General features: G+C 68.5%; 22 protein-coding genes. 9 read left to right on the plus strand and 13 right to left on the minus strand.

The window, feature by feature from the left end; translation table 11 throughout:
- Nucleotides 1–18: 18 nt before the first annotated feature.
- The gene (locus ACFXIV_RS10205) at nt 19–729 is read right to left on the minus strand and encodes a helix-turn-helix domain-containing protein (RefSeq protein ID WP_379397376.1); all 711 of its coding nucleotides are present in this window, start codon (nt 727–729) and stop codon (nt 19–21) included.
- Between the two features lie 236 nt (nt 730–965).
- A complete protein-coding gene (locus tag ACFXIV_RS10210; RefSeq protein WP_379397374.1) occupies nt 966–2,048 on the minus strand; it encodes a substrate-binding domain-containing protein in 1,083 nt (360 codons plus the stop codon).
- A gap of 132 nt (nt 2,049–2,180) precedes the next feature.
- Here ACFXIV_RS10210 and ACFXIV_RS10215 point away from each other — a divergent pair, with 132 nt between their 5' ends.
- Nucleotides 2,181–2,834: a TetR family transcriptional regulator gene (locus tag ACFXIV_RS10215; RefSeq protein WP_379397372.1), complete on the plus strand. Its 654-nt coding sequence runs from the start codon at nt 2,181–2,183 to the stop codon at nt 2,832–2,834.
- Here ACFXIV_RS10215 and ACFXIV_RS10220 read toward each other — a convergent pair.
- The gene (locus ACFXIV_RS10220) at nt 2,783–3,733 is read right to left on the minus strand and encodes an SMP-30/gluconolactonase/LRE family protein (protein WP_379397370.1); all 951 of its coding nucleotides are present in this window, start codon (nt 3,731–3,733) and stop codon (nt 2,783–2,785) included. The genes ACFXIV_RS10215 and ACFXIV_RS10220 overlap by 52 nt on opposite strands.
- A 78-nt stretch (nt 3,734–3,811) precedes the next feature.
- Between ACFXIV_RS10220 and ACFXIV_RS10225 the strand changes: the two genes are divergently transcribed.
- Nucleotides 3,812–5,398, plus strand: a complete 1,587-nt coding sequence (locus ACFXIV_RS10225) for a family 20 glycosylhydrolase (protein WP_379397368.1) — start codon at nt 3,812–3,814, stop codon at nt 5,396–5,398.
- Here the strand turns inward: ACFXIV_RS10225 and ACFXIV_RS10230 are convergent, their stop codons facing one another.
- Nucleotides 5,399–6,310 (minus strand): NlpC/P60 family protein, encoded by a 912-nt coding sequence (locus tag ACFXIV_RS10230; RefSeq protein WP_379397366.1) that lies wholly within the window; start codon nt 6,308–6,310, stop codon nt 5,399–5,401.
- Between the two features lie 299 nt (nt 6,311–6,609).
- On the opposite strand from ACFXIV_RS10230, the gene ACFXIV_RS10235 reads away from it, so the two are divergent.
- Entirely contained in the window at nt 6,610–7,356 is a 747-nt protein-coding gene (locus ACFXIV_RS10235; RefSeq protein WP_379397364.1) for a ParA family protein, read from the plus strand.
- Nucleotides 7,356–8,408: a hypothetical protein gene (locus ACFXIV_RS10240; RefSeq protein WP_379397362.1), complete on the plus strand. Its 1,053-nt coding sequence runs from the start codon at nt 7,356–7,358 to the stop codon at nt 8,406–8,408. The genes ACFXIV_RS10235 and ACFXIV_RS10240 overlap by 1 nt, the downstream gene beginning before the upstream one ends.
- 227 nt (nt 8,409–8,635) lie before the next feature.
- On the opposite strand, the gene glpR is transcribed toward ACFXIV_RS10240, so the two are convergent.
- From glpR to ACFXIV_RS10260, 4 genes are all read right to left on the minus strand, one after another.
- Complete coding sequence (gene glpR / locus ACFXIV_RS10245; protein WP_379397360.1) at nt 8,636–9,733, minus strand: gephyrin-like molybdotransferase receptor GlpR; 1,098 nt, start codon at nt 9,731–9,733, stop codon at nt 8,636–8,638.
- A 273-nt stretch (nt 9,734–10,006) separates the two neighbouring features.
- A complete protein-coding gene (locus tag ACFXIV_RS10250; protein ID WP_379397358.1) occupies nt 10,007–10,675 on the minus strand; it encodes a GNAT family N-acetyltransferase in 669 nt (222 codons plus the stop codon).
- A 64-nt stretch (nt 10,676–10,739) separates the two neighbouring features.
- Complete coding sequence (gene glp / locus ACFXIV_RS10255; protein WP_364614449.1) at nt 10,740–11,999, minus strand: gephyrin-like molybdotransferase Glp; 1,260 nt, start codon at nt 11,997–11,999, stop codon at nt 10,740–10,742.
- A 97-nt stretch (nt 12,000–12,096) separates the two neighbouring features.
- Entirely contained in the window at nt 12,097–13,059 is a 963-nt protein-coding gene (locus ACFXIV_RS10260) for a UTP--glucose-1-phosphate uridylyltransferase (protein WP_364614446.1), read from the minus strand.
- 199 nt (nt 13,060–13,258) lie between these two features.
- On the opposite strand from ACFXIV_RS10260, the gene ACFXIV_RS10265 reads away from it, so the two are divergent.
- The 5 genes from ACFXIV_RS10265 (at nt 13,259) to mscL (ending at nt 17,104) form a co-directional block, all read left to right on the plus strand.
- Nucleotides 13,259–14,914, plus strand: coding sequence for a fibronectin type III domain-containing protein (locus ACFXIV_RS10265; RefSeq protein ID WP_379397357.1), 1,656 nt, complete (start codon nt 13,259–13,261; stop codon nt 14,912–14,914).
- Between the two features lie 23 nt (nt 14,915–14,937).
- Nucleotides 14,938–15,522, plus strand: a complete 585-nt coding sequence (locus ACFXIV_RS10270; protein ID WP_379397355.1) for a 5-formyltetrahydrofolate cyclo-ligase — start codon at nt 14,938–14,940, stop codon at nt 15,520–15,522.
- 70 nt (nt 15,523–15,592) lie between these two features.
- The gene (locus ACFXIV_RS10275) at nt 15,593–15,892 is read left to right on the plus strand and encodes an FmdB family zinc ribbon protein (RefSeq protein ID WP_354836259.1); all 300 of its coding nucleotides are present in this window, start codon (nt 15,593–15,595) and stop codon (nt 15,890–15,892) included.
- An 87-nt stretch (nt 15,893–15,979) separates the two neighbouring features.
- Nucleotides 15,980–16,627, plus strand: coding sequence for an SAF domain-containing protein (locus ACFXIV_RS10280; protein ID WP_379397353.1), 648 nt, complete (start codon nt 15,980–15,982; stop codon nt 16,625–16,627).
- Between the two features lie 78 nt (nt 16,628–16,705).
- The gene (gene mscL, locus ACFXIV_RS10285) at nt 16,706–17,104 is read left to right on the plus strand and encodes a large conductance mechanosensitive channel protein MscL (RefSeq protein WP_379397351.1); all 399 of its coding nucleotides are present in this window, start codon (nt 16,706–16,708) and stop codon (nt 17,102–17,104) included.
- Nucleotides 17,105–17,193: 89 nt separating this feature from the next.
- Here the strand turns inward: mscL and ACFXIV_RS10290 are convergent, their stop codons facing one another.
- The 5 genes from ACFXIV_RS10290 to ACFXIV_RS10310 all read right to left on the minus strand — a co-directional run bounded on the left by ACFXIV_RS10290 (nt 17,194) and on the right by ACFXIV_RS10310 (nt 20,525).
- Complete coding sequence (locus ACFXIV_RS10290) at nt 17,194–17,874, minus strand: MspA family porin (protein WP_379397349.1); 681 nt, start codon at nt 17,872–17,874, stop codon at nt 17,194–17,196.
- Nucleotides 17,875–17,938: 64 nt separating this feature from the next.
- Nucleotides 17,939–18,616: an MspA family porin gene (locus ACFXIV_RS10295; RefSeq protein WP_379397347.1), complete on the minus strand. Its 678-nt coding sequence runs from the start codon at nt 18,614–18,616 to the stop codon at nt 17,939–17,941.
- Nucleotides 18,617–18,916: 300 nt separating this feature from the next.
- Nucleotides 18,917–19,390 (minus strand): MspA family porin, encoded by a 474-nt coding sequence (locus tag ACFXIV_RS10300; RefSeq protein ID WP_379397345.1) that lies wholly within the window; start codon nt 19,388–19,390, stop codon nt 18,917–18,919.
- Between the two features lie 395 nt (nt 19,391–19,785).
- On the minus strand, nt 19,786–19,932 hold the full coding sequence (locus ACFXIV_RS10305) for a hypothetical protein (protein ID WP_379397343.1): 147 nt from the start codon (nt 19,930–19,932) through the stop codon (nt 19,786–19,788).
- A 98-nt stretch (nt 19,933–20,030) separates the two neighbouring features.
- Nucleotides 20,031–20,525: a MogA/MoaB family molybdenum cofactor biosynthesis protein gene (locus tag ACFXIV_RS10310; RefSeq protein WP_354836561.1), complete on the minus strand. Its 495-nt coding sequence runs from the start codon at nt 20,523–20,525 to the stop codon at nt 20,031–20,033.
- Nucleotides 20,526–20,610 lie beyond the last annotated feature (85 nt).

The following is a 20,610-nucleotide window of genomic DNA, read 5'->3' on the forward strand; positions in this document are numbered from 1 at the left end:
GTAGGCCTCGATTGCGGCTCACCGGGCCAGGTGTGCGCGCCAGCGTTCGGCGGAGCGGACCATATCCAGGCCCACCCGCTCGAGATACTCGCTCATGCCCAGCAGCCGCACCCCGGCGGGCGTGGCCGAGCCCAGTGCGCCGGCGCCGTCGCGCGCCGTGGCGGCCAGCCGCTCATTGGTGCGCGCACCCGCGAGAGTGGCTCGGTACCAGGCGGATTCGTCGATCACATAGCGATCGCGACGACTGCCCGGATCCCGGTCCCGCCGGATCAGCGCCTGCTCCTGCAGGTAGCCCACGGCCGCGGACACCGTCGCGGGACTCACCCGCAGCCGGGCCACCAGCTCGGCGGCGGTGAGGCTGCCCGAGTCCGCGGCGTACAGGCGGGCCAGCACCGCCGACGCCATGCGCGGCATGCCGGACTGCGCGAACAACGCCGCGAACTGGGCGCTGAAATCGGCCAGCAACACCGGGTTGCGGCCGTATTCATCGACGGCAGCGGGCTTTTCGACGGGTCTGGGCCGGGACACGCGCCGGCGTGAGCGCACCACGGTGGCGGCCTGCGCCAGATCGGCGCGATAGCGACCGGGCCCGCCATTGCGGGTCACCTCGCGGCTCACGGTGGACGTCGGCCGTTCGAGGCGGCGGGCGATCTCGGCATAGCCGAGCCCATGGGCCAGCCCCGCGGCGATGAGACGGCGATCCTCCTGGCTGAGTCTTCCTCCGGGCATCGGAAGCGGCTCCTTCGTCAGATGCCGCCGAGGCGGCGCGGCTCACCCTATTGCAACACACCACGTGCAGAATCGGCCTGGGATATGGTCGCGGAGAGACACGAATTGCCTTGTAACACAGTCGTTATCCTGTCCATGATGGCATCTCCGCATTGCCATCGTTGTGAACGCAACGTAGCGTTCGCCCTCATTCGAACGAGCCGCCCGGGGGCGAACGGCGGACGAGGACAGCCGATTCAGAGCCCGGTCAGATCAGCGATCACGCTGAAGTCCATGACATCCGTCCCCGCCAGGTACACCGGCTGGGTCGTGTGCGCCCCGCGCACCCGCACTTCGCCGCGCGGACCCCCGTAACTCACCCGCGCCGCTTCGCGCTCGATGACCCGCACATCCAGGCTGCGCGCAGCTTCCGCCAGCGAGGCGAACAGCAGCAGGCCCTCGTAGCAGGATTCGCCGATATTGTTCAGCGCCGGGGCCAGCTGCCCGAAGCGGGCCGTGTAACGGCCGCCGAACGCCATGCCCTCGCGCGACACCAGACTCTCGAAATAGCCACAGGCCGTGAACAATCCGCGCGCGCTGTCCGGACCGCCCGCGTACAGCACGTCCTCGCCGATCATCATGCTCAGCCGCAGCCGCCCGTCGTCCAGCCCGGCCGCCGCGAAGGCCTGATTGAAGGCCGCGCAGTCCGCGCCGACCATGAACACCAGCACCCCCTGCGCGGGCGAGCGCCGGATCAGGTTCAGGGCGGCGGTGAAATCGCGGCCGCCCAGCGGGACGAACACCTCGCCGACCACGTCGATATCGGTGCTGCGCACGAATTCCCAAGTGGCCCTGGATGTTTCACGCGGCCACACGTAGTCGTTGCCGACGACGCACCAGCGCCGCACCCCCAGCTCGGAGCGGAACCAGCGCAGCGCGGGGAACAACTGCTGGTCGGGCGTCTCCCCCACCATGTAGACGCCGTCGGAATCCTCGCCGCCCTCGTAGAAGGTGGTGTAGACGTAGGGCACCCGGCCCGCGGTGTGCGGCGTGATCACCTTGCGGGCATTGGACAGGTGCCAGCCGACCACCCCGTCGATCATGCCCCGGCTCACCATCCGGTCGATCTGCGCGGCCAGCACCGGCAGCGGCGCGCCGGCGTCCACCGGGTGCAGCCGGACCGGCCGGCCCAGAATGCCGCCGACGGCATTGATGTCCTCCACGGCGAGCGTCGCACAGGCCTCACAGGACGGCCCGAAGATGCCCGCGGGACCGCTCAGCGGCACCACCAGCGCGAGGTCCACCGTGGCCCGGCGCGACCGGAAATCCCGTCGCGTCATCGAATATCACCACCGTCATCGCTGCCTGCGTCCGCCCGGTACGGGGCGGTACATGCCGAAGGGGCACGATAGTACCGTTTCGCCGCGAACCGGGAAATCGCTACAGCCCGGCCCCGCCCTATAGTGACCCCGGTGAACAGTCCTGACGCGCGCGAGCTGATCCTGCTCGCCGGTGAGCGCACCATCGCCGAACGCGGACCGGACGCGGCCCTGCGCGATATCGCGGTGGCGGCGGGACAGCGCAACAACTCCGCGGTGCACTACCACTTCGGTTCCCGGGACGGGCTCATCGCGGCCATCATCGAACGGCATCAACCGGCACTGGAATCCCGGCGCACCGAACTGCTGGCCGAGCACGAGGCCGCGGGTGCGCCGGACAGCGTGGCCGCGCTGGTCGCGATTCTGGTGGGGCCCATGTTCGACGTGCCCTACGCCGAGGGGTCGACGCACTACGCGCGATTCCTCGAGCAGGCGCGCGCGCATCCCGCTGTGACCGGACCGAACCTGCACGAGAAGCGCTGGGCCGCAACACGAGTCCTGGTGGCGCGGCTCTACCGCGCCATGCCCGACAGCACCCCGGCGCAGCGCCGGTACCGGCTGCAGGCCATGACCACCGTCATGTTCGCCCTGCTCGCCGACTACGAACGCCAGGACCTGCCCACCGCGGCCGAGCGCGCCGATGCCCGGGACAGCATCATCGCCATGATCGTCGGGCTACTGACCGAACCGGTCGGTCAGGACGCCGCGGTCCGGGCATCCGGGTCGAAGCCGCCGGGGATCTCGTAGACCATCCCGCTGAAGGTGATGCCGAACAGCCGCCCGGCCGAGAAGCCCTGGCCGCCACGGCCGTACTGCACCTCACTGGTCAGCTGCGGCCCGGAGCCGAGCACGCAGTACTGCCCCGGGGCGTCGATACGGACCACCTGGCCGGACGAATTGAACGGCAGCACCGGGCGTTCCAGCGAATCCAGCGTCAGCCCGTCGGGCGCGGCGAGCAAGTCACCGCCGGACAGGTCCAGTAGCGACTGCGGGGCCCACGGGGCATTGGTGGGGATCCGGCTCACGCCCGGGTTCACGAAGGTGCGCGACACGTAGAGGTACGAGTCGTCCTGATCGAGCACCGCGCCGTTGGCGCTGGGGAAGCTCGCCCAGTTCGACTGCACCACGCCATTCGGGTGCACCCGGCCCACCAGGGAACCGAAATCATTGGTGGCATAGACGGTTCCGTCGTGCGTCACGTCCATGCCGTCGGCCGCCGAGAGGCCCGTCGCGAAGGGAGCCACGGCCCCGGTGTCCGGGTCGACGGTGACGATCCCGGCCTGCCGCAACGCATCACCCACGAACACCCGGGGATCCGCGCCGTAGCCGACCAGCAGCCGGCCGTCCGGCAGCCAGGCCAGCGCGCCCGCGCCGCCACTGGGCACCTTGGCGATCGGCACCGCGGGCGCACCCGGCGCGTCGATGCGGAAGACCTGCCCGCTGACCAGATCGGTGACGAACGCCCGCCCGGCGGGGTCGATGCTCAGCCCCTCGAGCGCGGCGCCCGGCAGCGAGGCCACCACCGCGGTCGGCTGTCCCGCACCGGGACAGACCGGCGCGGCCGAGGCCGGCGCCGCGGCGAAAGACGACAGCGCCGCGCAGGCGAGCATCGCGCAGGCGAGCGCAGCGGGTTTCCTGATCCCCATGTCGCACCTCGTCCATGTCGGCCGGTAAATCCCTGCATCGTATGACGTATCAGGGGTTCGGAGGGTTCAATTGTGGCCGTGCCCGGGATTTCGATTCGCCCCAGTCGCGATTTCCGCCGCCTCGCCGCCGGTCTCGCGCTGGCAACCTCCTGGACTTTCGTCCATATGTCCGTGATTCACGCGGATGCGGTTGCAGCACAACCACTTCCAGCAACTGTCCCGAGTATTCAGCATTGGGCCCCGATCGGATCGGATAAGCCCGGATTCGTTCTCGGCTCCGAACCCCGAATTATCGCCGACGGCGGCTCCACCGAAATCGCGGAACACCTTGCCGAGGACCTGATCCGGGCCGGAAAGCCGATTTCCCTGGCCACCGGTAGCGACCGGCCGGGCGATATCGTACTGCGCACAGGCGATATCGACGACCCGGCCGCGGAGTCGTATCGCATCGCCGTCAGCGACCGGCTCACCATTACCGCCGACAGCCCGACCGGCATCGTGCACGGCACCCAGACCGCCCTGCAATGGCTGCGGCAGACCAGCACCCTGCCCGGCGGCGTCGCCGAGGACCGGCCGGACTACAGCGAGCGCGGGCTCATGCTCGACACCGGGCGCGAGTTCTTTCCCGTCGACTGGGTGAAGGCCCGCATCCGCGACGCCGCGTACCTCCGGATGAACCTGGTGCAGCTGCACCTGTCGGACTCACAGGGCTTCCGGCTGGCGAGCGCCATGCACCCGGAGATCACCTCGCCCGAGCACTACAGCGCCGACGGCATTCGCGAAATCCTCTCCTATGCAAGATCTTTCGGCATCGAGATCGTGCCCGAAATCGACATGCCCAGCCACATGAACGCCATCCTGGCCCAGCATCAGGACCTGGTTCTGCGCCCGGCCCGCACCACACCGCAGGACGCGGTGCTGGACAGTGCGATCGGCGGCGGGGCCGGCGGCAAGATCGATCTCACCAATCCCGGTGCCCACCAGTTGATCAGCGACATTCTGCACGAGTTCGTACCTCTGTTCCCCGGGCGCTACTGGCACCTGGGCTGTGACGAGTACATTTCCGACTACACGCGCTATCCCCAGCTGGGTAACTACGCCACACGGACTTTCGGCCCGGGAGCCGCACCCGGCGATATCATCATCGACTTCGCCAACTGGGCCGCGGATCTCGTCGAATCGCTCGGCAAGACGCCGAGGGTCTGGAACGACGGCTTCGACCATCCGGGTGTCCTGGCACCGAAACCCGAACTGGTGGTGCAGTACTGGTCGGCCGGCGCCGGTGGGCTGCCGTGGCTGCCCGGCGGTCGCACACCCGCCGACTTCACCCGGGACGGGCATCCCGTCCTCAATGCGGCCTTCACGCCCACGTACTTCACGACCGGCGGGCCGGCCGCGGCGCTCAACGCTCCACCGGAACTGCTGTGGGCCTGGGACCCGGGGCTTTTCGTGAACGGGCAGCGGCTGCCCGATTCCGATCGCCCGCTGTTGCGTGGCTCCATGCTCTTCCTCTGGTGCGATGATCCTGCCGCCCTGACTCCGGAGCAGATCGTCGCTCCGCTGCGGGCCCGGCTGCCGGTCATGGCCCAGCAGTTGTGGGCGGGCACCGGCGGGATCGGGTATCCGGACTTCCTCGGCCGCGCGTCCGCGGTCGGATGGCCCTGATCAGAAGCGTCTGGCGCCGGCCATCGGCATGGCGGTCAGCGGTGAGACCTTCACGCCGGAACCGTAATCGCTGGCGTGGATGACCTTTCCGTCACCGAGATACAGCGCGGAATGGCCGCCGCCGTAATAGGAGACCAGATCACCCGGTTGCAGATCGTCCACCGACACCGGCGTTCCGGCGGCCAACTGTGAATAACTGGTGCGCGGCACTTCGACTCCGGCCTCACGATACGACCACTGCACCAAACCCGAGCAGTCGAAGGTGTCCGGGCCATCACCGCCCATGCTGTAGGTTGCGCCGAGCTTGGTGCGGGCGGCATCCACGGCGCGTTCGCCGACGGTCTTCTTCGGCATGGCTGCGGGTACCGGCGCACGGGGCGCCGCGGGATCGGTCACGCCGGGTATTCCGACCAGCGGGGGCAGGCTGCTGGGCACCGCGAAGGTGCCGAGACCGGCCACCACCACCGAGCGGGATTCCGGAGCCGGGATCACGGGGTACAGCGGCACGGGCGAAAGCGCCTGGACCGGAATCTGATCCGGTACGGGGTCGGCCGGGGCGATAGTGATATGTCCCGGAATCCCGACCATGCGCGAGGCATCCGCCGCGCCGACGGCGGAGGTCTCGCCGACCGCGGGCTGTGGCGCGATATCCACACTCGGCGGAGCGATATCCACATTCGGCAGCGTGATATCCACACTCGGCACGGAAGCGAGGCCGAACTGGGTCGCGATCTCGGTGGGAATCTCGATTTCCCCGATACCGGGGACCGAGACCGGCGCCGCGTGCGCCTGGCCCGCTGTGAACAGCAGGGCTGCTCCGACGGCTGCCGCGCCGAGGACTCCTGTCGCCAGGGCCCGCAGGCTCAGCCGCGGTAGAACTCGAACCTTCTGTCTATCACCGTTGGTTTCCATGAGCGGTCGTCCTCCGATCAAGCCGTGAAAGCTATTCGGTTTCCGTCCATCACAATCGAACTCTTCGGTACTGCAGCAGATCCGAGAGTGCATATTTCGCCGGAATTGCACAGGGTGCAATGAGTGACATGCGTGTTATCGATAACGAAACAGTAAACATTGACGGCTGTGTCCAATTGGACACAGCCGATTTTCATCGATTTCGACGACATCGCGCGAGCCTTCGCGCGCCTGGACGCGCGCCCGTGTGAGACTGATCGACGGAAAAACAGCCCTCCCCATCATCAGGAGGATGATCGATGACCAAATCCGGTGCGCTACCGAATCTTCCCGAGCCCCTGGTTGTCACACTGGGGAATCTCAAAGGCGGCGTGGGTAAAACGACCTCCGCCTTCTTTCTCGCCTCGTATTTCGCCACGGTGCACGAACTTCGGGTGCTCGTGATCGACGCCGACCCGCTCAGCCAGACCGGTTACTCCTGGTATCGGCGGCTACAGCGGGCCGAGGTCGGCATTCCCTTCGAATTGCTCGCCTTCCCGTCCCGGCACGTGAACGACTGCATCACCGACAATTCCGCGAACTACGACGTGATCATCGTCGACGCCGGCGGTGAATCGGCCGACATCTTCAAGGCCGCCGTCCCGGTGAGCGATGAGCTCGTTCTCGTCACCAGCGTCAGCCCGTCGGAGGTCAAACGCGTGCCCAGTACCTATCGCGCCGCGGAAGAGGCGGCCGCCGAACACGAAAAGGCCATCCGGGTGCGGGTGCTCATGACCAAGGTGCCGGTCACCATGAAGAACGGCGTCAATGTCTCCACCGAATACCGCACGCAGCGCGCCAATCTGGAGGGCGCCGAATACGACGTATTCGAATCCTATGTGAGCGCCTGGAAGTGGTACCGCGAAGCTGCCGACGGTGAAGTCGGCGACGGTGCCGAGAATCCGATCGAGGATCTCGGCGAATACCGCGCCGTCGGTGACGAATTGATACGGCCCTATCTGGAGGCCGCGCAGTCCGCTCGCATGCCGGCGGAGGTGTCGGCCTGATGCCGCCCCAGCGCCGCAAGAGTTCCATCGGCGGGGGTCTGGGCCGCAACCCGCTCTCCGACGAGGCCGAGCACACTCCCCCGGTCTCGCCGCTGCGCGACGCGAAATGGCCGCGGACCCCCAAACTGTCCCAGGCCGCGACCACGGTGCTCATGGCGCCCGCCAAACCCGCACAGCCGGAGGCGGACTCGGCGATATCCGCACCGGAACCAGCGCAGTCGACACCGGCTCCAGAGCCGGCCGCACCCGCCCCGGCAAAGCCCGAACCGGTGGCGACCGCACCCGAACCGGTTGCCGCCCCGGTCGCTTCGGCACCGTCCGAATCCGCGCCGGTCCGGGCGGTCGCCCCGCCGGAGGTCGAGCCCGCGCCGAGCGTGCTCGACCTGCCGCTGCCCAGTGCGGGTGGCGAGGGACCGCTCAGCCGGACCGAATCCGATCAGCTCGAGCTCTGCGAGTCCTCCATCGACGCGCTGCGGGTGGCCTTCTGGACCGCCGGGCGCGCCCTGCAGATCGTGCGCGACGGGCGGCTCTACCGCGCCGATCACGCCACCTTCGACGAGTACGTCGAGAAGCGGTGGGACATGCAGCGGTCGTACGCGCACAAGCTGATCCGGGCCTGGCCGCTGGCCTCCCGCCTGCACCCGCTCGCGCCCGCCATCAACGAGGGACAGATCCGCGAACTGCTGCCGGTGGCCGCGGCCCACGGCGAGGACGCGGCGGTCACGGTCTACACCACGCTGGCCGCCGACGTGAAGGTCACCGCGGGCAAGCTGCGCGAAGCGGTCGCGGTACTGCCCGACGACTACGACGAGGGCACGGTGGTCCAGCGGCTGCGGGCGTGGCTGCGCGGCGAGCTCATCGAGGAGCAGACGCAGACACCCGATCTGTTCAGCTCGGTGGAGTCGCGCCTCACCGCGCTCACCCAGAAGGTGGTCAAGGGCTCCACCGACCATCCGGTCGCGGCCCGCGAATTCGCGGCCAAACTGCGGACACTGGCCGAACTCATCGAGCGCCAGATTCCGCTTGCCGGGCGAATGCCCGACACCGAATAGCGTTACTCCGCATCGTCACAGCGCTGCTCCGCATCGTCGAAAGGGCCCGGCCGAGTGCCGGGCCTTTTCGATGTCCGCGCCCGCCACCGCGAATTCGATAGGAACAGAGTCTTTCTGAAATAGCAAAAACCTATTAACGTGGACTTTGCCCGCACAGCAAGACTTTGCCCGCACAGCAAAAGGCTCCCCGATTGCTCGGGGAGCCCTCGCACTGTGTCCGGTAGGTCTTACTCGCCCACCGCGTGGCGTTCGCGGGCGCCGGCGGCGCGCTGGCGGGTGGCACGGGCGGCCGCGGCGTCGAACAGCTCCAGGTGCTCGAACAGCGGGTCCTCGTCATCGGATTCGACCAGGACCGCCCGGCGCAGCTGGGTACGGGTCTGCTCGCGATCCGGGCGCGGGCGTTCGGCGCGGCGCGACTCCTCCTCGTCGTCCTCGGCGCGCTTGCGGGCCAGGCGGGCGGCGCGGCGGCGGCGGATGTCCTCCTCGATGCGGACCTGTCTGCGTAGGTAACCCAGGTACGCCACCAGGACCGTGCCGGACAGGGCGCACAGCCACCACAGCACCGCCGAGACGGCGACACCGGCGGCGGCCAGGACCAGGGTGGACAGCACCAGGCCCAGCACGGCGCGCTGACGGAAGGTGTAGCGGGCCGCCCGGGCGGCGGCGTCGGCCTCGGGGTCGAAACCGCCGCGGCCACGGCGGGACGGCACGAAATCCGCATCCTCGTCGTCGGATTCGGGCTCCGGTTCCGGTGCCGGATCGGGCTCGCGCAGCGCGGGGGTGCGGGCGCGCTGGGGCGCCTCCTGCCGTTCTTCGCGCTCGGCCTCGCGGTCGGCGTCGTCTGCCACCGCCCCATCGTTCTCGGATTCACCCTCGGCCGTGGCGGTTTCGGGGAGCGTCTCGGACTCGGCCGGCTCGGACTCGGATTCGGCCGCGATATCCGCCGCCTCGACACCGTCGGCCGAATCCCCCTCGGGCCCGGGCACTTCGGCGGTCGGCGTCTGCGCTTCGGCGATGGGCGCAGCCTCGGTGTCGACTTCCTTCTCGTCCGATGCAGCGGCGTCGTCCGATCTGGTCATCCGATCCTCCGGATCCTCGCTCGGGTGCTGAAGCTTTCTGCGAACCGGCACGTAGTCCGGGTCGGTGTCATGTCCGGTCGCCGGACCTTTCCTGGTGCGCTGTGCGGCACCACCGCGATGCAGGATCCGCGTGGAGAGCGCGGCGTCGGTGTGCTGCCGGATACGGGGATGACGGTTGGCCAGCATCGGAAACAGGACGAAGACCCAGAGCACCACCAAACCGATCCACAAGATCGAATTCGGCATTGCCGTCACACCTCCGTCCCGCCCAGCTCATAGTCCCTTCGACGTGCACCGCAGCGCCTACCGGTGGGCACACAGACGCACCACCGGCGTCCGTAGGTTAATTCCACACCGGGGTAATTCCCCACAGGCGCGCCGACCACACAAGTAACACTAGTAACAGCCGACCCTTCGGTTGTTCTCCGGGTCGGGCCCCGGAAGCCCGATTTCGCGGGGCAATTCCGGTGAGGCGCAGGCAGAGGCGGTAATCGGGCCGCCGAAATACACAGCGAGTTATCAGGCTCTGGTGGCGCGTCCGGCGCGAATCAGCCTGTCCACCACCGTTCCTGAGACCTCTTCGACCGTCATGCCGACCAGCAGGTGATCGCGCCAGGCCCCGTCGACATCCAGGTAGCGCTCCAGCAGGCCCTCCTCGCGGAAGCCGACATTGCGCAGAACCGCCTGGCTCGCAAGGTTTTCCGGCCGCACCGTGGCCTCCATCCGATGCAGGCCCACCTCACCGAAGCAGTGGTCCAGGCCCAGCGCCAGCGCCGCGGTGGCCACGCCCTGCCCGCTCAGCTCGCTCGACACCCAGTAGCCGATCCACGCCGAACGCAATGCGCCGCGCACGATATTGCCCACCGTGAGCTGCCCGCTGAACACGCCGTCGACCTCGATGACCAACGGGATCATGGCGCCGCGCCGGGCCTCGGCCTTCAGCGCCGACCATAGCGCGGGCCAGTTGCTCGAGTGGTTGCGCGCCTCCCACGGGCCGCGGCCGGTCGGCTCCCACTTCTCCAGATAGTCTCTGTCCCGGATGCGAATCCGGCTCCAGGTGGAGGCATCACGCAAACGGATCGGGCGCAGCGTGACGATGCCCGCGGCGACCCGCACCGGCCCCAGATGCGCCGGCCAGCCCGGATGCTGGGCGGTCCGGAAGACATTCACGCTGTGCCCGTTCGACATGCTCGGAGGCCCTCCATGGTTACGCTCGCTGCCGCCTCCGGGCCCTGACCGATCATGTCGGGCCTCACCCTCGCTGCGCAAGGAACGCGACCTGCACCTCGTCACCGGTGCGCACCTCGGTGACCTCGGGATCGATCACGATGAGGCTGTTGGCCTCCGCCATGGTCGCCAGCAGATGCGAGGACGCGCCGTTCGGGCCGCCCAGCGGCTGCACCAGGTAGTCGCCCGTCTGCTCGTCGCGCATGAGCTGCGCGCGCAGATACCCGCGACGGCCCGGAATCGAGGCGATCGGCAGGATGGTGCGCGCCCGCACCATGCGCCGCATGGGATGGCGGCGGCCCAGCGCGATCCGGATCAACGGACGCACCATGACCTCGAAAACCACCAGCGCGCCAACCGGATTCGACGGCAACAGGAAGGTCGGCACCTCGTCGCGGCCGAGCAGGCCGAAACCCTGCACCGAGCCCGGATGCATGCCCACCCGGGTGATCTCCAGCTCGCCCAGGCCCTCGAGGGCCTCGCGCACCTGCTCCGACGCCCAGCCGCCGACCGCGCCCGCGATCACGACCACCTCGGAGCGAACCAGCTGGCCCTCCACCACATCTCGCAGCCGCTTGGGATCGGAGCTGACGATGCCGACCCGGTTCACGTCCGCGCCCGCGTCGCGCGCGGCGGCGGCCAGCGCGTAGGAGTTCACGTCGTAGACCTGGCCCGGTCCGGGGGTGCGGTCGATGTCGACCAGCTCGCCGCCGACCGACAGCACCGACAGCCGCGGCCGCGGATGCACCAGCACCTTGTCCTTGCCCACCGCGGCCAGCAGACCCACCTGGGCCGGGCCGATGATGGTGCCCGCGCGCACGGCCAGATCGCCGGGCTGCACATCGTCGCCGATGCGGCGCACGTAATCACCGGAGCGCACCGACTCGTAGACCTTCACCCGGGCCCGGCCGCCGTCGGTGTTCTCCAGCGGCAGCACGGCATCGGCGAGGGTGGGCAGCGGCGCGCCGGTGTCCACGCGCACGGTCTGGCGCGGCTGCAGCCGGATCGGCTGCCGCGAGCCCGCGGCCACCTCACCTACCACCGGCAGGCTCAGGTGCACCGAATTACCGTCCTCGTCACGGATATTCGCGCCCGCGCCGGCCACATCCACACTGCGCACGGCGTATCCGTCGATGGCGGCCTGGTCGAAGCCCGGCAGTGGACGCTCGGTCACCACGTCCTCGGCACACAGCAGTCCCTGGGCCTCGCTGATCGCGACCCGGACCGGCCGCGGGGCCACGGCCGCAGCGGTCACCTTGATCTGCTGATCCTCAACCGAGCGCATGCCGCCCTTCCGTTGTCTCGCCCGCCGCCGTCGACGTGTCGCCCGCCGAGCCGCCCACGCGACCCCGGCGCCTGTCCTTCACTTCTGCCCGTTGCGGCTATTCGTACGAGGTCAGCTGGGGATTCCAGCCGGACCCGAGCCGCTGCTCGAGCCACTCCCGCAGGGCGGGACCGTATTCCTCGCGTTCCAGAGCGAAATCGACCGCTGCTCGAAGATAACCGCCCGGGTTCCCCAGATCGTGTCGCGACCCACGATGCACCACGACGTGTACGGGGTGGCCCTCGGCGATCAGCAGCGCGATGGCGTCGGTCAGTTGCAGCTCACCGCCCGCGCCGGGGGTGATGCGGCGCAGCGCGTCGAAGATGGCGCGGTCCAACAGGTATCGCCCGGCCGCGGTGAAGGTGGACGGGGCGTCGGCGATGGCGGGCTTCTCCACCATGCCGTTGACCTTGAGCACGTCCTGCGGGCCGCCGGGCAGCTCCTCGACGTCGAAAACGCCGTAGGCACTGACCTCTTCCTTCGGCACGTCGATGGCGCACAGCACCGAGCCGCCGTAGGTGCTGCGTACCTTGGCCATCAGCTCGAGCACGCCGCCGGGCAGCACCAGGTCGTCGGGCAGCAGCACCGCGATGGCGGACTCGTCCGCGTCGAGCACCGATTCCGCCTGTGCCACCGCGTGACCCAGGCCCAGCGGCTCCTCCTGCACCACCGACGTCACGTCCAGCAGCGCGGGCGCCTTGCGCACCTTCTCCAGCAGATGGAACTTGCCGCGCTCGGCCAGGGTGCTCTCCAGCACCAGGTCCTCGACGAAATGTGCGACCACACCGTCTTTTCCGGGCGAGGTCACGATCACCAGCCGATTGGCGCCGGACTCCGCGGCCTCGGCGGCGACCAATTCGATGCCCGGGGTGTCGACCACCGGCAGCAGCTCCTTGGGCACCGTCTTGGTCGCGGGCAGGAACCTCGTGCCGAGCCCCGCCGCGGGAACCACCGCGGTACGGAAGCACGACTCGGCTGCGCCGCCGTTCGACGACTCGGCTCCGCCGCCATTAGCTGTCATGAATTCACCCTATCCATCCGTCACACGCCCGAGACCGGCTCAGGGCCGCCTCGATATCCCCGAGAGCCTAAGGGGCGGGAGCGTCGGGAGCCCACCGAACGCCGGACCGGAGCGGAACTGGCAGACCGACCTGTTCATTTCATTTCAAGTTCGCCGCACTGTGACCTCTGACGTACCCAACGGTTGTTAGCTGACACCTATGACCGATCGTGAGGATTCCCACAGCCCCGATTCCACCTCGGACAACCCGGCCGCATCCGCTGCGAACTCGCCCGACGCCGCGCGCGGGCTGAGCCGCCGCCGGCTCTTCGGCGCGTCCGCGGTGGCCGGTCTGGCCGGGCTCGCGGTCGGCACCGGCGGAGCGGTCGCGCTGCGCGGCGGCGCATCGAACTCCGAGGCGTGGCCGCGCTCGGCCGAACTGGTGACCACCCCCGACCGCGCGGCCGCGCCCCGGGTCGCGGGCCTGCACCTGCAATTCGGATCCGACACCACCCGCGAGGTGGTGGTCAGCTGGCACACCACCGGATCGGTCACCAAACCCACCGTGCGCTACGGCACCGCCGACGCCGGCTTCGGCAAGAGCGTGCAGGCCGAGACCCGGACCTACCGGGATGCCAAGTCCGGCATCGAGATTCAGGCCCACCACGCCCGGATCACCGGCCTGTCCCCCGGCACCGACTACGTGTACGCCGCCGGGCACGACGGCGCGCCGCCCGAACTCGGCACCATCCGCACCGCGCCCGCGGGCCGCGCCAAGTTCCGGTTCACCAGCTTCGGCGACCAGGGCACGCCCACCGTCGGCAAGATCGTCGACGGCAAGGCCCTCAACGACAACCTCGGCTCCCAGTACGCCGGCGACGTCACCTCGGCGGTGGAATCGCTGGCCCCGCTGTTCAACCTGGTCAACGGCGACCTCTGCTACGCCAATATCGCCACCGACCGCATCCGCACCTGGAACGACTGGTGGGCCAACAACTCTCGCTCCGCCCGCTACCGGCCCTGGATGCCCGCGCCCGGCAACCACGAGAACGAACTCGGCAACGGGCCCATCGGATACCAGGCGTTCCAGACCTATTTCACCGTCCCGGACTCCGGTAGCGAGGACCACGCCAAGGGCCTGTGGTACTCGTTCACCGTCGGCGGCGTGCGGGTGATCGCGGTCGCCAATGACGACATCTGCCTGCAGGACGGCGGCAACTCCTACGTCAGGGGCTACTCGGGCGGCGCCCAGAAACGCTGGCTGGAGGGCGAACTGGCCCGGGCGCGGGCCGACCGGGGCATCGACTGGGTGGTGGTGTTCATGCACCAGGTCGCCATCTCCTCGGCCGACAAGTTCAACGGCGCGGACCTGGGCATCCGGCAGGACTGGCTGCCGCTGTTCGACAGATACCAGGTCGATCTGGTGCTGTGCGGGCACGAACACCATTACGAGCGTTCGCATCCGGTGCGCGGGGTGACCGGGTCCGAGACGCTGACCCCCAGGCCCGCCGACACGCGTAAGGACGTCGTGGACACCAGCAAGGGCACCGTGCACCTGGTGATCGGCGGCGGCGGCACCTCCTCGCCGTCGAATCAGCTGTTCTTCCCCGGCGACAAGTGCCGGGTCATCACCGCGGTCGGCGAGGTGGATCCGGCCACCGGCAAGAAGGCGCCGGTGTACGTCCTCGAGGACGCGCCCTGGTCGGCCTTCAAGGACGCCGAACACCCTTACGGCTTCTGCGCTTTCGACGTGGACCCGGGTCAGCCGGGCGGCAACACCACCATCACCGGCACCTACTACGCCCTCACCGGGCCGACCAGCGACCTGAAGGCCATCGACACCTTCACCCTCACCCGGCCGCGCTCGGACCGCTGACCCGCCCGCCCTAGGGTGGAAGCATGACCGACGAGCGGGACAAGCGCGCCTGGCGCGAGGAGATCCTCGCGCGGCGCAAGGCGCTGCCCGCCGCCGACCGGGAGCGCGAGGCGGCGGCACTGGCCGCGGCGGCCGGGGCGCTCGCCGACGCGGAGTGGGTGTGCGCCTATGTGCCCGTCGGCGGTGAGCCCGGCTCGCTCGCCATGCTCGACGCGCTGCGGGCCGCCGGGGCGCGGGTGCTGCTGCCGGTCACCGGTGAACCCGGTCCGCTGGAATGGGCCGAGTACACCGGTCCGGCGGGGCTGCGGCGCGGGCGGTTCGGACTCCGGGAACCGGAAGGCGCGCCGGTCACGAATGGGATCGCGAAGGCCGCGGCGATTCTGGTTCCGGCATTGGCGGTGGACCGCCGCGGGGTTCGATTGGGGCGCGGGGCCGGTTATTACGATCGAAGTCTGAGCGCCTGCCGCGCCGACGCGCGATTGATCGCGGTGGTGCGCGACGACGAACTGGTGGAGCGTTTGCCGGAAGAGTCGCACGACCACCGAATGGGGTGGGCACTGACCCCGCTCGGGGGCCTGCGACGGCTCGAAGATCGGGTCGGGAATTGACACCCGATTGGCAGCGTTGGCACTGCCAGCTGTAGAGTGCTAATTCGACGAAGAGCGTGGAGGTTTCCCGATGCCTACTTACTCGTATGCATGCACCGAGTGCGACAACAAGTTCGACATCGTGCAGTCCTTCTCCGATGACGCGCTGACCACCTGCGACCAGTGCAACGGCAAGCTCCGCAAGCTGTTCAACTCGGTCGGCATCGTCTTCAAGGGCAGCGGGTTCTACCGCACCGACAGCCGCAACGGATCGACCTCCTCCGAGCCGGCCAAGTCCTCGTCCACCTCCTCGGAGAGCTCCAGCTCCACGGCCTCGAGCTCCTCGACCTCGGCCGCGTCGACCAGCGGCTCCAGCACCTCCGCCGCCTGATCCGAGTTTCTCCACAGGCTTTTCGTTATCCACAGCCCGGGTTCCGCCCGGGCCTGTCGGTACCGGGGCGACCGTACGCTGCCCCGCATGACGCGACCGTATCGAGCCATCCTGCAGGAGTTCCGTAGCCGCCTGATCTGGGCGGACGCGGTGCTACTGCGGCGGGCCGGGGCGGTCGCGCTGCTCGTACTGGCGGGGTTTCTGGCCGTGCGCGCCGACCCCGCCGCCGGACACACCCCGGTCCTGGTCGCCACCCGGGATCTGCCACCCGGACAGGTGCTGGGCGACGGCGATGTGCGGGTCGCGGCGCGGGAGACGGCGACCCTGCCCGCCGGCGCCGTGCGGGAGGCCGCACGGCTGCGCGGAGCCACGCTCGCGGGCGCGCTGGCGGCGGGTGAGATCGTCACCGAGGTCCGGGTGGTGGGGCCGCGGCTGGCGGCGGTGGCGGCGCAGTCCGCCGATGCGCGCATCGTCCCGATTCGCTTGGCGGACAATGCCGTTGCCGAAATCCTGCGGGCCGGGGACCGGGTGGACGTGGTGGCCGGTGAGGACTCGGGCGGGGGCGGGCGTCCCGCGCGGCTGCTCGCGGCCGACGCGGCCGTGGTGCTGGTGTCGGGGACGGAGAACTCGCGCGGGCGCACCGACCGGATCGTGCTGGTGGCATTGGATTCCCGGCGGGCCGCCGCGGTGGCCGCGGCCTCGCTGCGGACGGCACTCACCGTCGTGTTCCACTGAACCGGCCCGCGGGTGAACTAGCATCCCGTATACCCCCATTACTCTGCGTTCGATCCCTCAGGTAGAGGAGCTTCCGCAATGCTCAAGGGTTTCAAGGATTTCCTGATGCGCGGCAATGTCATCGACCTGGCGGTGGCCGTGGTCATGGGTACCGCCTTCGTCGCCATCGTCACCGCGTTCAGCGACGGCATCATCACCCCGCTGCTCGCCGCATTCGGCGGCACCAGCCAGCTCGGCCTGGGCTTCCAGCTGGTGGCCGACAAACCGGCGACCTATGTGGCCGTCGGCCCGATCATCACCGCGGCCATCAACTTCGTGATCATCGCGGCACTGCTCTACTTCGTCCTGGTGCTGCCGTACAGCAGAGCCAAGAAGCTGTGGGGCACCGCGGAGGACCCGGTCACCGACACCGAACTGCTGACCGAGATCCGGGACCTGCTGGCCACGCGCAGCGCGGGTGGCAAGCACGAGATGTGAACGGGGGCATAGCAATATCGGAGCGGGATACAGCGAACGGGCCCGGCGCGAAAAGCGCCGGGCCCGTTGCCATTACCAGCTAGCGGGTTTTACCCCAGGCTGAAGGGCTGGCCCCACAGGGTGACCCAGCTGATGACGTTGTCGGTCTCGACCTCGACGCTCACGAAGGAGCGCGCCTGGGCGTAACCGGCACAGCCGTTCAGGCCGATGGTCTCGTCCGACCAGGTCACCGAACCATCGTTGCCATTGAACTTGTTGCGGGTCTTGTGGATTTCCTTGCCGTAGTCGTCCGGCATTTCCTCGTCGAGGATGTAGAACGACTTGGCCTGGCCCGGACCCAGGGTCAGGTTGGCGCCGGAGTTGACACCGGCCTGCGGGGTGACATTGCCGGAGTTGTCCCAGCTGGCACCGCCGGTCGCACCACCGTTGACGTTGCCGCCGTCGATGGTGACCTGGCAACCCACGACGTAACCCGGGTAGATCTTGCCGCCGGTGGCGGTGGTGTCACCGTCGATGTGGACCTGCGCCGAGGCCGAGACCCAGGCGTTGCGGTGCACGGGGGTGGCACCCATCGACGGGCTGATGTTGGCGGACTCACCGACCAGCTTCACCGTGACAACGGTGCCGTCGGACAGAGTCTGGGTGATTTCGCCGCCCGGCAGCGGCACGAAGGTGTCGGCGTTGGCCGCACCGGTGGAGAACAGGCCAAGAGCGGCGGTAGCGACGGCGCCTACACCGGCCACCCGCGCCACGGTCTTACGGATGTTCATTTCTGGTTGTCCCTCAGGGTTTGAATTCGCTTACGCGAGAAAGGATTTGGCGGGGCGAGACCACTCAGCCGATGCTGAACGGCTGGCCGTACAGCGTGGTCTTGGAGTAGTTGTCGCCGATGACCTCGACGACCGTGTACGCACGCGCCTGGGCGTAACCCGCGCAACCCTGGATCTGGATCTCGGCATCCCGGTACTCCACGGAGTAGGTGCCCGACTTCGGCACATCTTTGGAGTCGATCTGCACGAATGCCACCTGGCCGGGGCCGAGGTTGACACCGATCGATCCGCCGACACCCGCGCTGTTGAGGCTCACGTTGCCGGAGATACCCGCCGAGATCGCGTCCTCGCCGATGGAGATCTGGCAGCCGACGATGTAGCCGGTGTTGATCTGCGAAGTACCGTGCGTGGACGAATTGTTCGAGCCGGGGCCGCCGACCGGGCCGTTGTTCGGGCCGACGGTGCCGTCCGGCGTATCGATCACCGCGGTGGCAGCGCCGCTCACCCACACCACACGGCCGGCACCGTTGGCAGAGAGCGACGGCGACACGATGGCGTGCTCGCCCGTCCGGGTAATGGTGACGGTGCCCGCCGGGTTCACCTTCTGGCCGTCCGGCAACGGCACGAAGGTGTCGGCGTTAGCGGCACCAGTGGAAAAAAGGCCGATGGCCACGGCTGCAGCCGCGCCGATGCCCGCAAAGCGGGCCGCGGTACGCACACCGTGGGTGCGGTTCTCGCTCATACTTCCCCTCATCAGGTTTCAAGCAGTTCAACCTCGACCACCGAGGTTGAAATGGGACCCTTCCGAATCCCCGGTTGAGTTTGTCGCCACATTGTTGCCACCGTGTTACTGGTCACAAATTCTTTTGGCGTAGCGACGGAGGGCACTTTACATCACAGGAGTGGGCTCTGAGACGTGAGCGAACAGAGTTGACCACTGGCCAACACAAACCCGCAGGTATGTCGAGAAAGTCGCGGATAGCAAAAGGGGCCCGGCGCTAATCGCACCGGACCCCTTCGGAATCCGCTGGGCGGAAACTGATCAGCCGAGACCGAAGGGCTGACCCCACAGCGTGTAGGCGGTGATGACGTTGTCGGTCTCGACCTGGACCGCGACGAACGAGCGCGCCTGGACGTAGCCGCCGCAGCCGCTCAGGTTGCCGCCGACATTGGCGCCGGCGGTCGGGCTGGAACCGTCGTAGTTGGCGCCCATGCTGGGGCCGCCGTTGGCGCCGCCACCGGCGATGTCGACCTGGCAGCCGACCACGCAACCGGGCACGATTTTGCGGCCGACACTGCTGTTGGTGCCGGACAGCTGCACCTGCGCGCTGCCCGAGACCCAGGCATTGCGGTGCAGCGGGGTGGCGCCCATGGACGGGTTGATGTTGGCGGACTCGCCGGTCATGGTGATGGTCACGACGGTGCCGTCATCCATGGTCTCGGTGATGGAGCCGCCGGGCAGCGGCACGAAGGTATCGGCATTGGCAGCGCCGGTCGACAGGAGGCCGGAAGCCACGGAGGCCGCCGCGGCAACGCCCGCGACACGGGCGGCGCGACGCAACCGGCGTTCCGGTTGCCGCTCATAGTTCCCTCATCAGTTTTCTTGCGGACAACCCCGACCACCGGGGCTGAAGAGGCTAATGCGACACAGGACTCCGATAGAAGCAATGATCGAGCGCGCAACTCAAACTCGTTCGAGCTGTAGCTTCAGCGACCAGCGAGAGATTTTAGCCATGACAGCTACCCGTTAGCAACAATCTTATAACGGACGTATCAAGTCAGATAACAGGGGACGTGGCAATTATCTGGCGAATGGAACCGTCGGACCGTGACCAGGCATGCGGGATCTACGGCGTATAGCCGGATATGAATACGTCGCGAACGCGACTCGACCGCGATACGGCAGCAGGCTCAGCCGTGATGTGGCGGAACTTGGGAGCGCAGCCAATCATCGGAGGATCGGCCGGATTCGGGCTCGGGAGTGCGCTCGTCCGTGGTCGTGGACGGCAGCTCGTCACCGAAGATGCGCGCCAGCCGGGCGCGCTCGGCGGGTGTCAAACGACGAGACCCCGCCCGGCTCTCGGCCGGACGGGGTGGTTCCGAGGTCTCGGATGACCCTGAGGTCTCGGATGACTCGGAAGGCTGCTCGGCGTCGATCATTCCGACAGACCGGACAGTTCGTCGATGACCCGGCTGGCCAGCGGGCCCAGGGTGGCCATGCCGTCCCGGATCGCGGCGCGCGAACCCGGCAGGTTCACCACCAGCGTGCTGCCGGAGACCCCGGCCAGACCGCGGGACAGCCCCGCGTCCAGCGAACCCGAGGCCAGCCCGGACGAACGCAGCGCCTCGCTGATGCCGGGCAGCACCCGGTCCAGCACCTCCTCGGTGGCCTCCGGGGTCACGTCACGCGGCGACATGCCGGTGCCGCCGACCGAGATGACGAGGTCGACACCGCCGATCACCGCGGTATTGAGCGCATTGCGGATCTCCACCTCATCGGCCTGCACCGACACCGAGGCGTCCACCAGGAACCCGGCCTCGGTGAGTAGTTCGGTGACCAGCGGACCCAGCGAGTCCACCCCGCCATGGGCGGTTCGATCGTCGACGACCACGACAAGAGCACGGCCCGCGACAGCGGTATCGATTTCCATGGTGCTCACCGTAGCGCCCTTGTCCGACAACAGCTCCCAGCCCCCGTCACCGGTGACACGAATCGCCGGGGTCGGTTCTCTACCG

Source organism: Nocardia sp. NPDC059236 (assembly GCF_042754085.1).
In the GTDB taxonomy this organism is placed as follows: Bacteria; Actinomycetota; Actinomycetes; order Mycobacteriales; family Mycobacteriaceae; genus Nocardia.

What these genes read in the sequence shown, in the direction of transcription:
- ACFXIV_RS10235 (WP_379397364.1), top strand. Translation starts at nt 6,610, where the DNA reads ATGACCAAATCCGGTGCGCTACCGAATCTTCCCGAGCCCCTGGTTGTC.
- ACFXIV_RS10280 (WP_379397353.1), top strand. Translation starts at nt 15,980, where the DNA reads ATGACGCGACCGTATCGAGCCATCCTGCAGGAGTTCCGTAGCCGCCTG.
- ACFXIV_RS10250 (WP_379397358.1), bottom strand. Translation starts at nt 10,675, where the DNA reads ATGTCGAACGGGCACAGCGTGAATGTCTTCCGGACCGCCCAGCATCCG.
- ACFXIV_RS10275 (WP_354836259.1), top strand. Translation starts at nt 15,593, where the DNA reads ATGCCTACTTACTCGTATGCATGCACCGAGTGCGACAACAAGTTCGAC.
- ACFXIV_RS10295 (WP_379397347.1), bottom strand. Translation starts at nt 18,616, where the DNA reads ATGAGCGAGAACCGCACCCACGGTGTGCGTACCGCGGCCCGCTTTGCG.
- glp (WP_364614449.1), bottom strand. Translation starts at nt 11,999, where the DNA reads ATGCGCTCGGTTGAGGATCAGCAGATCAAGGTGACCGCTGCGGCCGTG.
- ACFXIV_RS10270 (WP_379397355.1), top strand. Translation starts at nt 14,938, where the DNA reads ATGACCGACGAGCGGGACAAGCGCGCCTGGCGCGAGGAGATCCTCGCG.
- mscL (WP_379397351.1), top strand. Translation starts at nt 16,706, where the DNA reads ATGCTCAAGGGTTTCAAGGATTTCCTGATGCGCGGCAATGTCATCGAC.
- ACFXIV_RS10210 (WP_379397374.1), bottom strand. Translation starts at nt 2,048, where the DNA reads ATGACGCGACGGGATTTCCGGTCGCGCCGGGCCACGGTGGACCTCGCG.
- ACFXIV_RS10265 (WP_379397357.1), top strand. Translation starts at nt 13,259, where the DNA reads ATGACCGATCGTGAGGATTCCCACAGCCCCGATTCCACCTCGGACAAC.
- glpR (WP_379397360.1), bottom strand. Translation starts at nt 9,733, where the DNA reads ATGCCGAATTCGATCTTGTGGATCGGTTTGGTGGTGCTCTGGGTCTTC.
- ACFXIV_RS10260 (WP_364614446.1), bottom strand. Translation starts at nt 13,059, where the DNA reads ATGACAGCTAATGGCGGCGGAGCCGAGTCGTCGAACGGCGGCGCAGCC.
- ACFXIV_RS10290 (WP_379397349.1), bottom strand. Translation starts at nt 17,874, where the DNA reads ATGAACATCCGTAAGACCGTGGCGCGGGTGGCCGGTGTAGGCGCCGTC.
- ACFXIV_RS10220 (WP_379397370.1), bottom strand. Translation starts at nt 3,733, where the DNA reads ATGGGGATCAGGAAACCCGCTGCGCTCGCCTGCGCGATGCTCGCCTGC.
- ACFXIV_RS10205 (WP_379397376.1), bottom strand. Translation starts at nt 729, where the DNA reads ATGCCCGGAGGAAGACTCAGCCAGGAGGATCGCCGTCTCATCGCCGCG.
- ACFXIV_RS10310 (WP_354836561.1), bottom strand. Translation starts at nt 20,525, where the DNA reads ATGGAAATCGATACCGCTGTCGCGGGCCGTGCTCTTGTCGTGGTCGTC.
- ACFXIV_RS10230 (WP_379397366.1), bottom strand. Translation starts at nt 6,310, where the DNA reads ATGGAAACCAACGGTGATAGACAGAAGGTTCGAGTTCTACCGCGGCTG.
- ACFXIV_RS10240 (WP_379397362.1), top strand. Translation starts at nt 7,356, where the DNA reads ATGCCGCCCCAGCGCCGCAAGAGTTCCATCGGCGGGGGTCTGGGCCGC.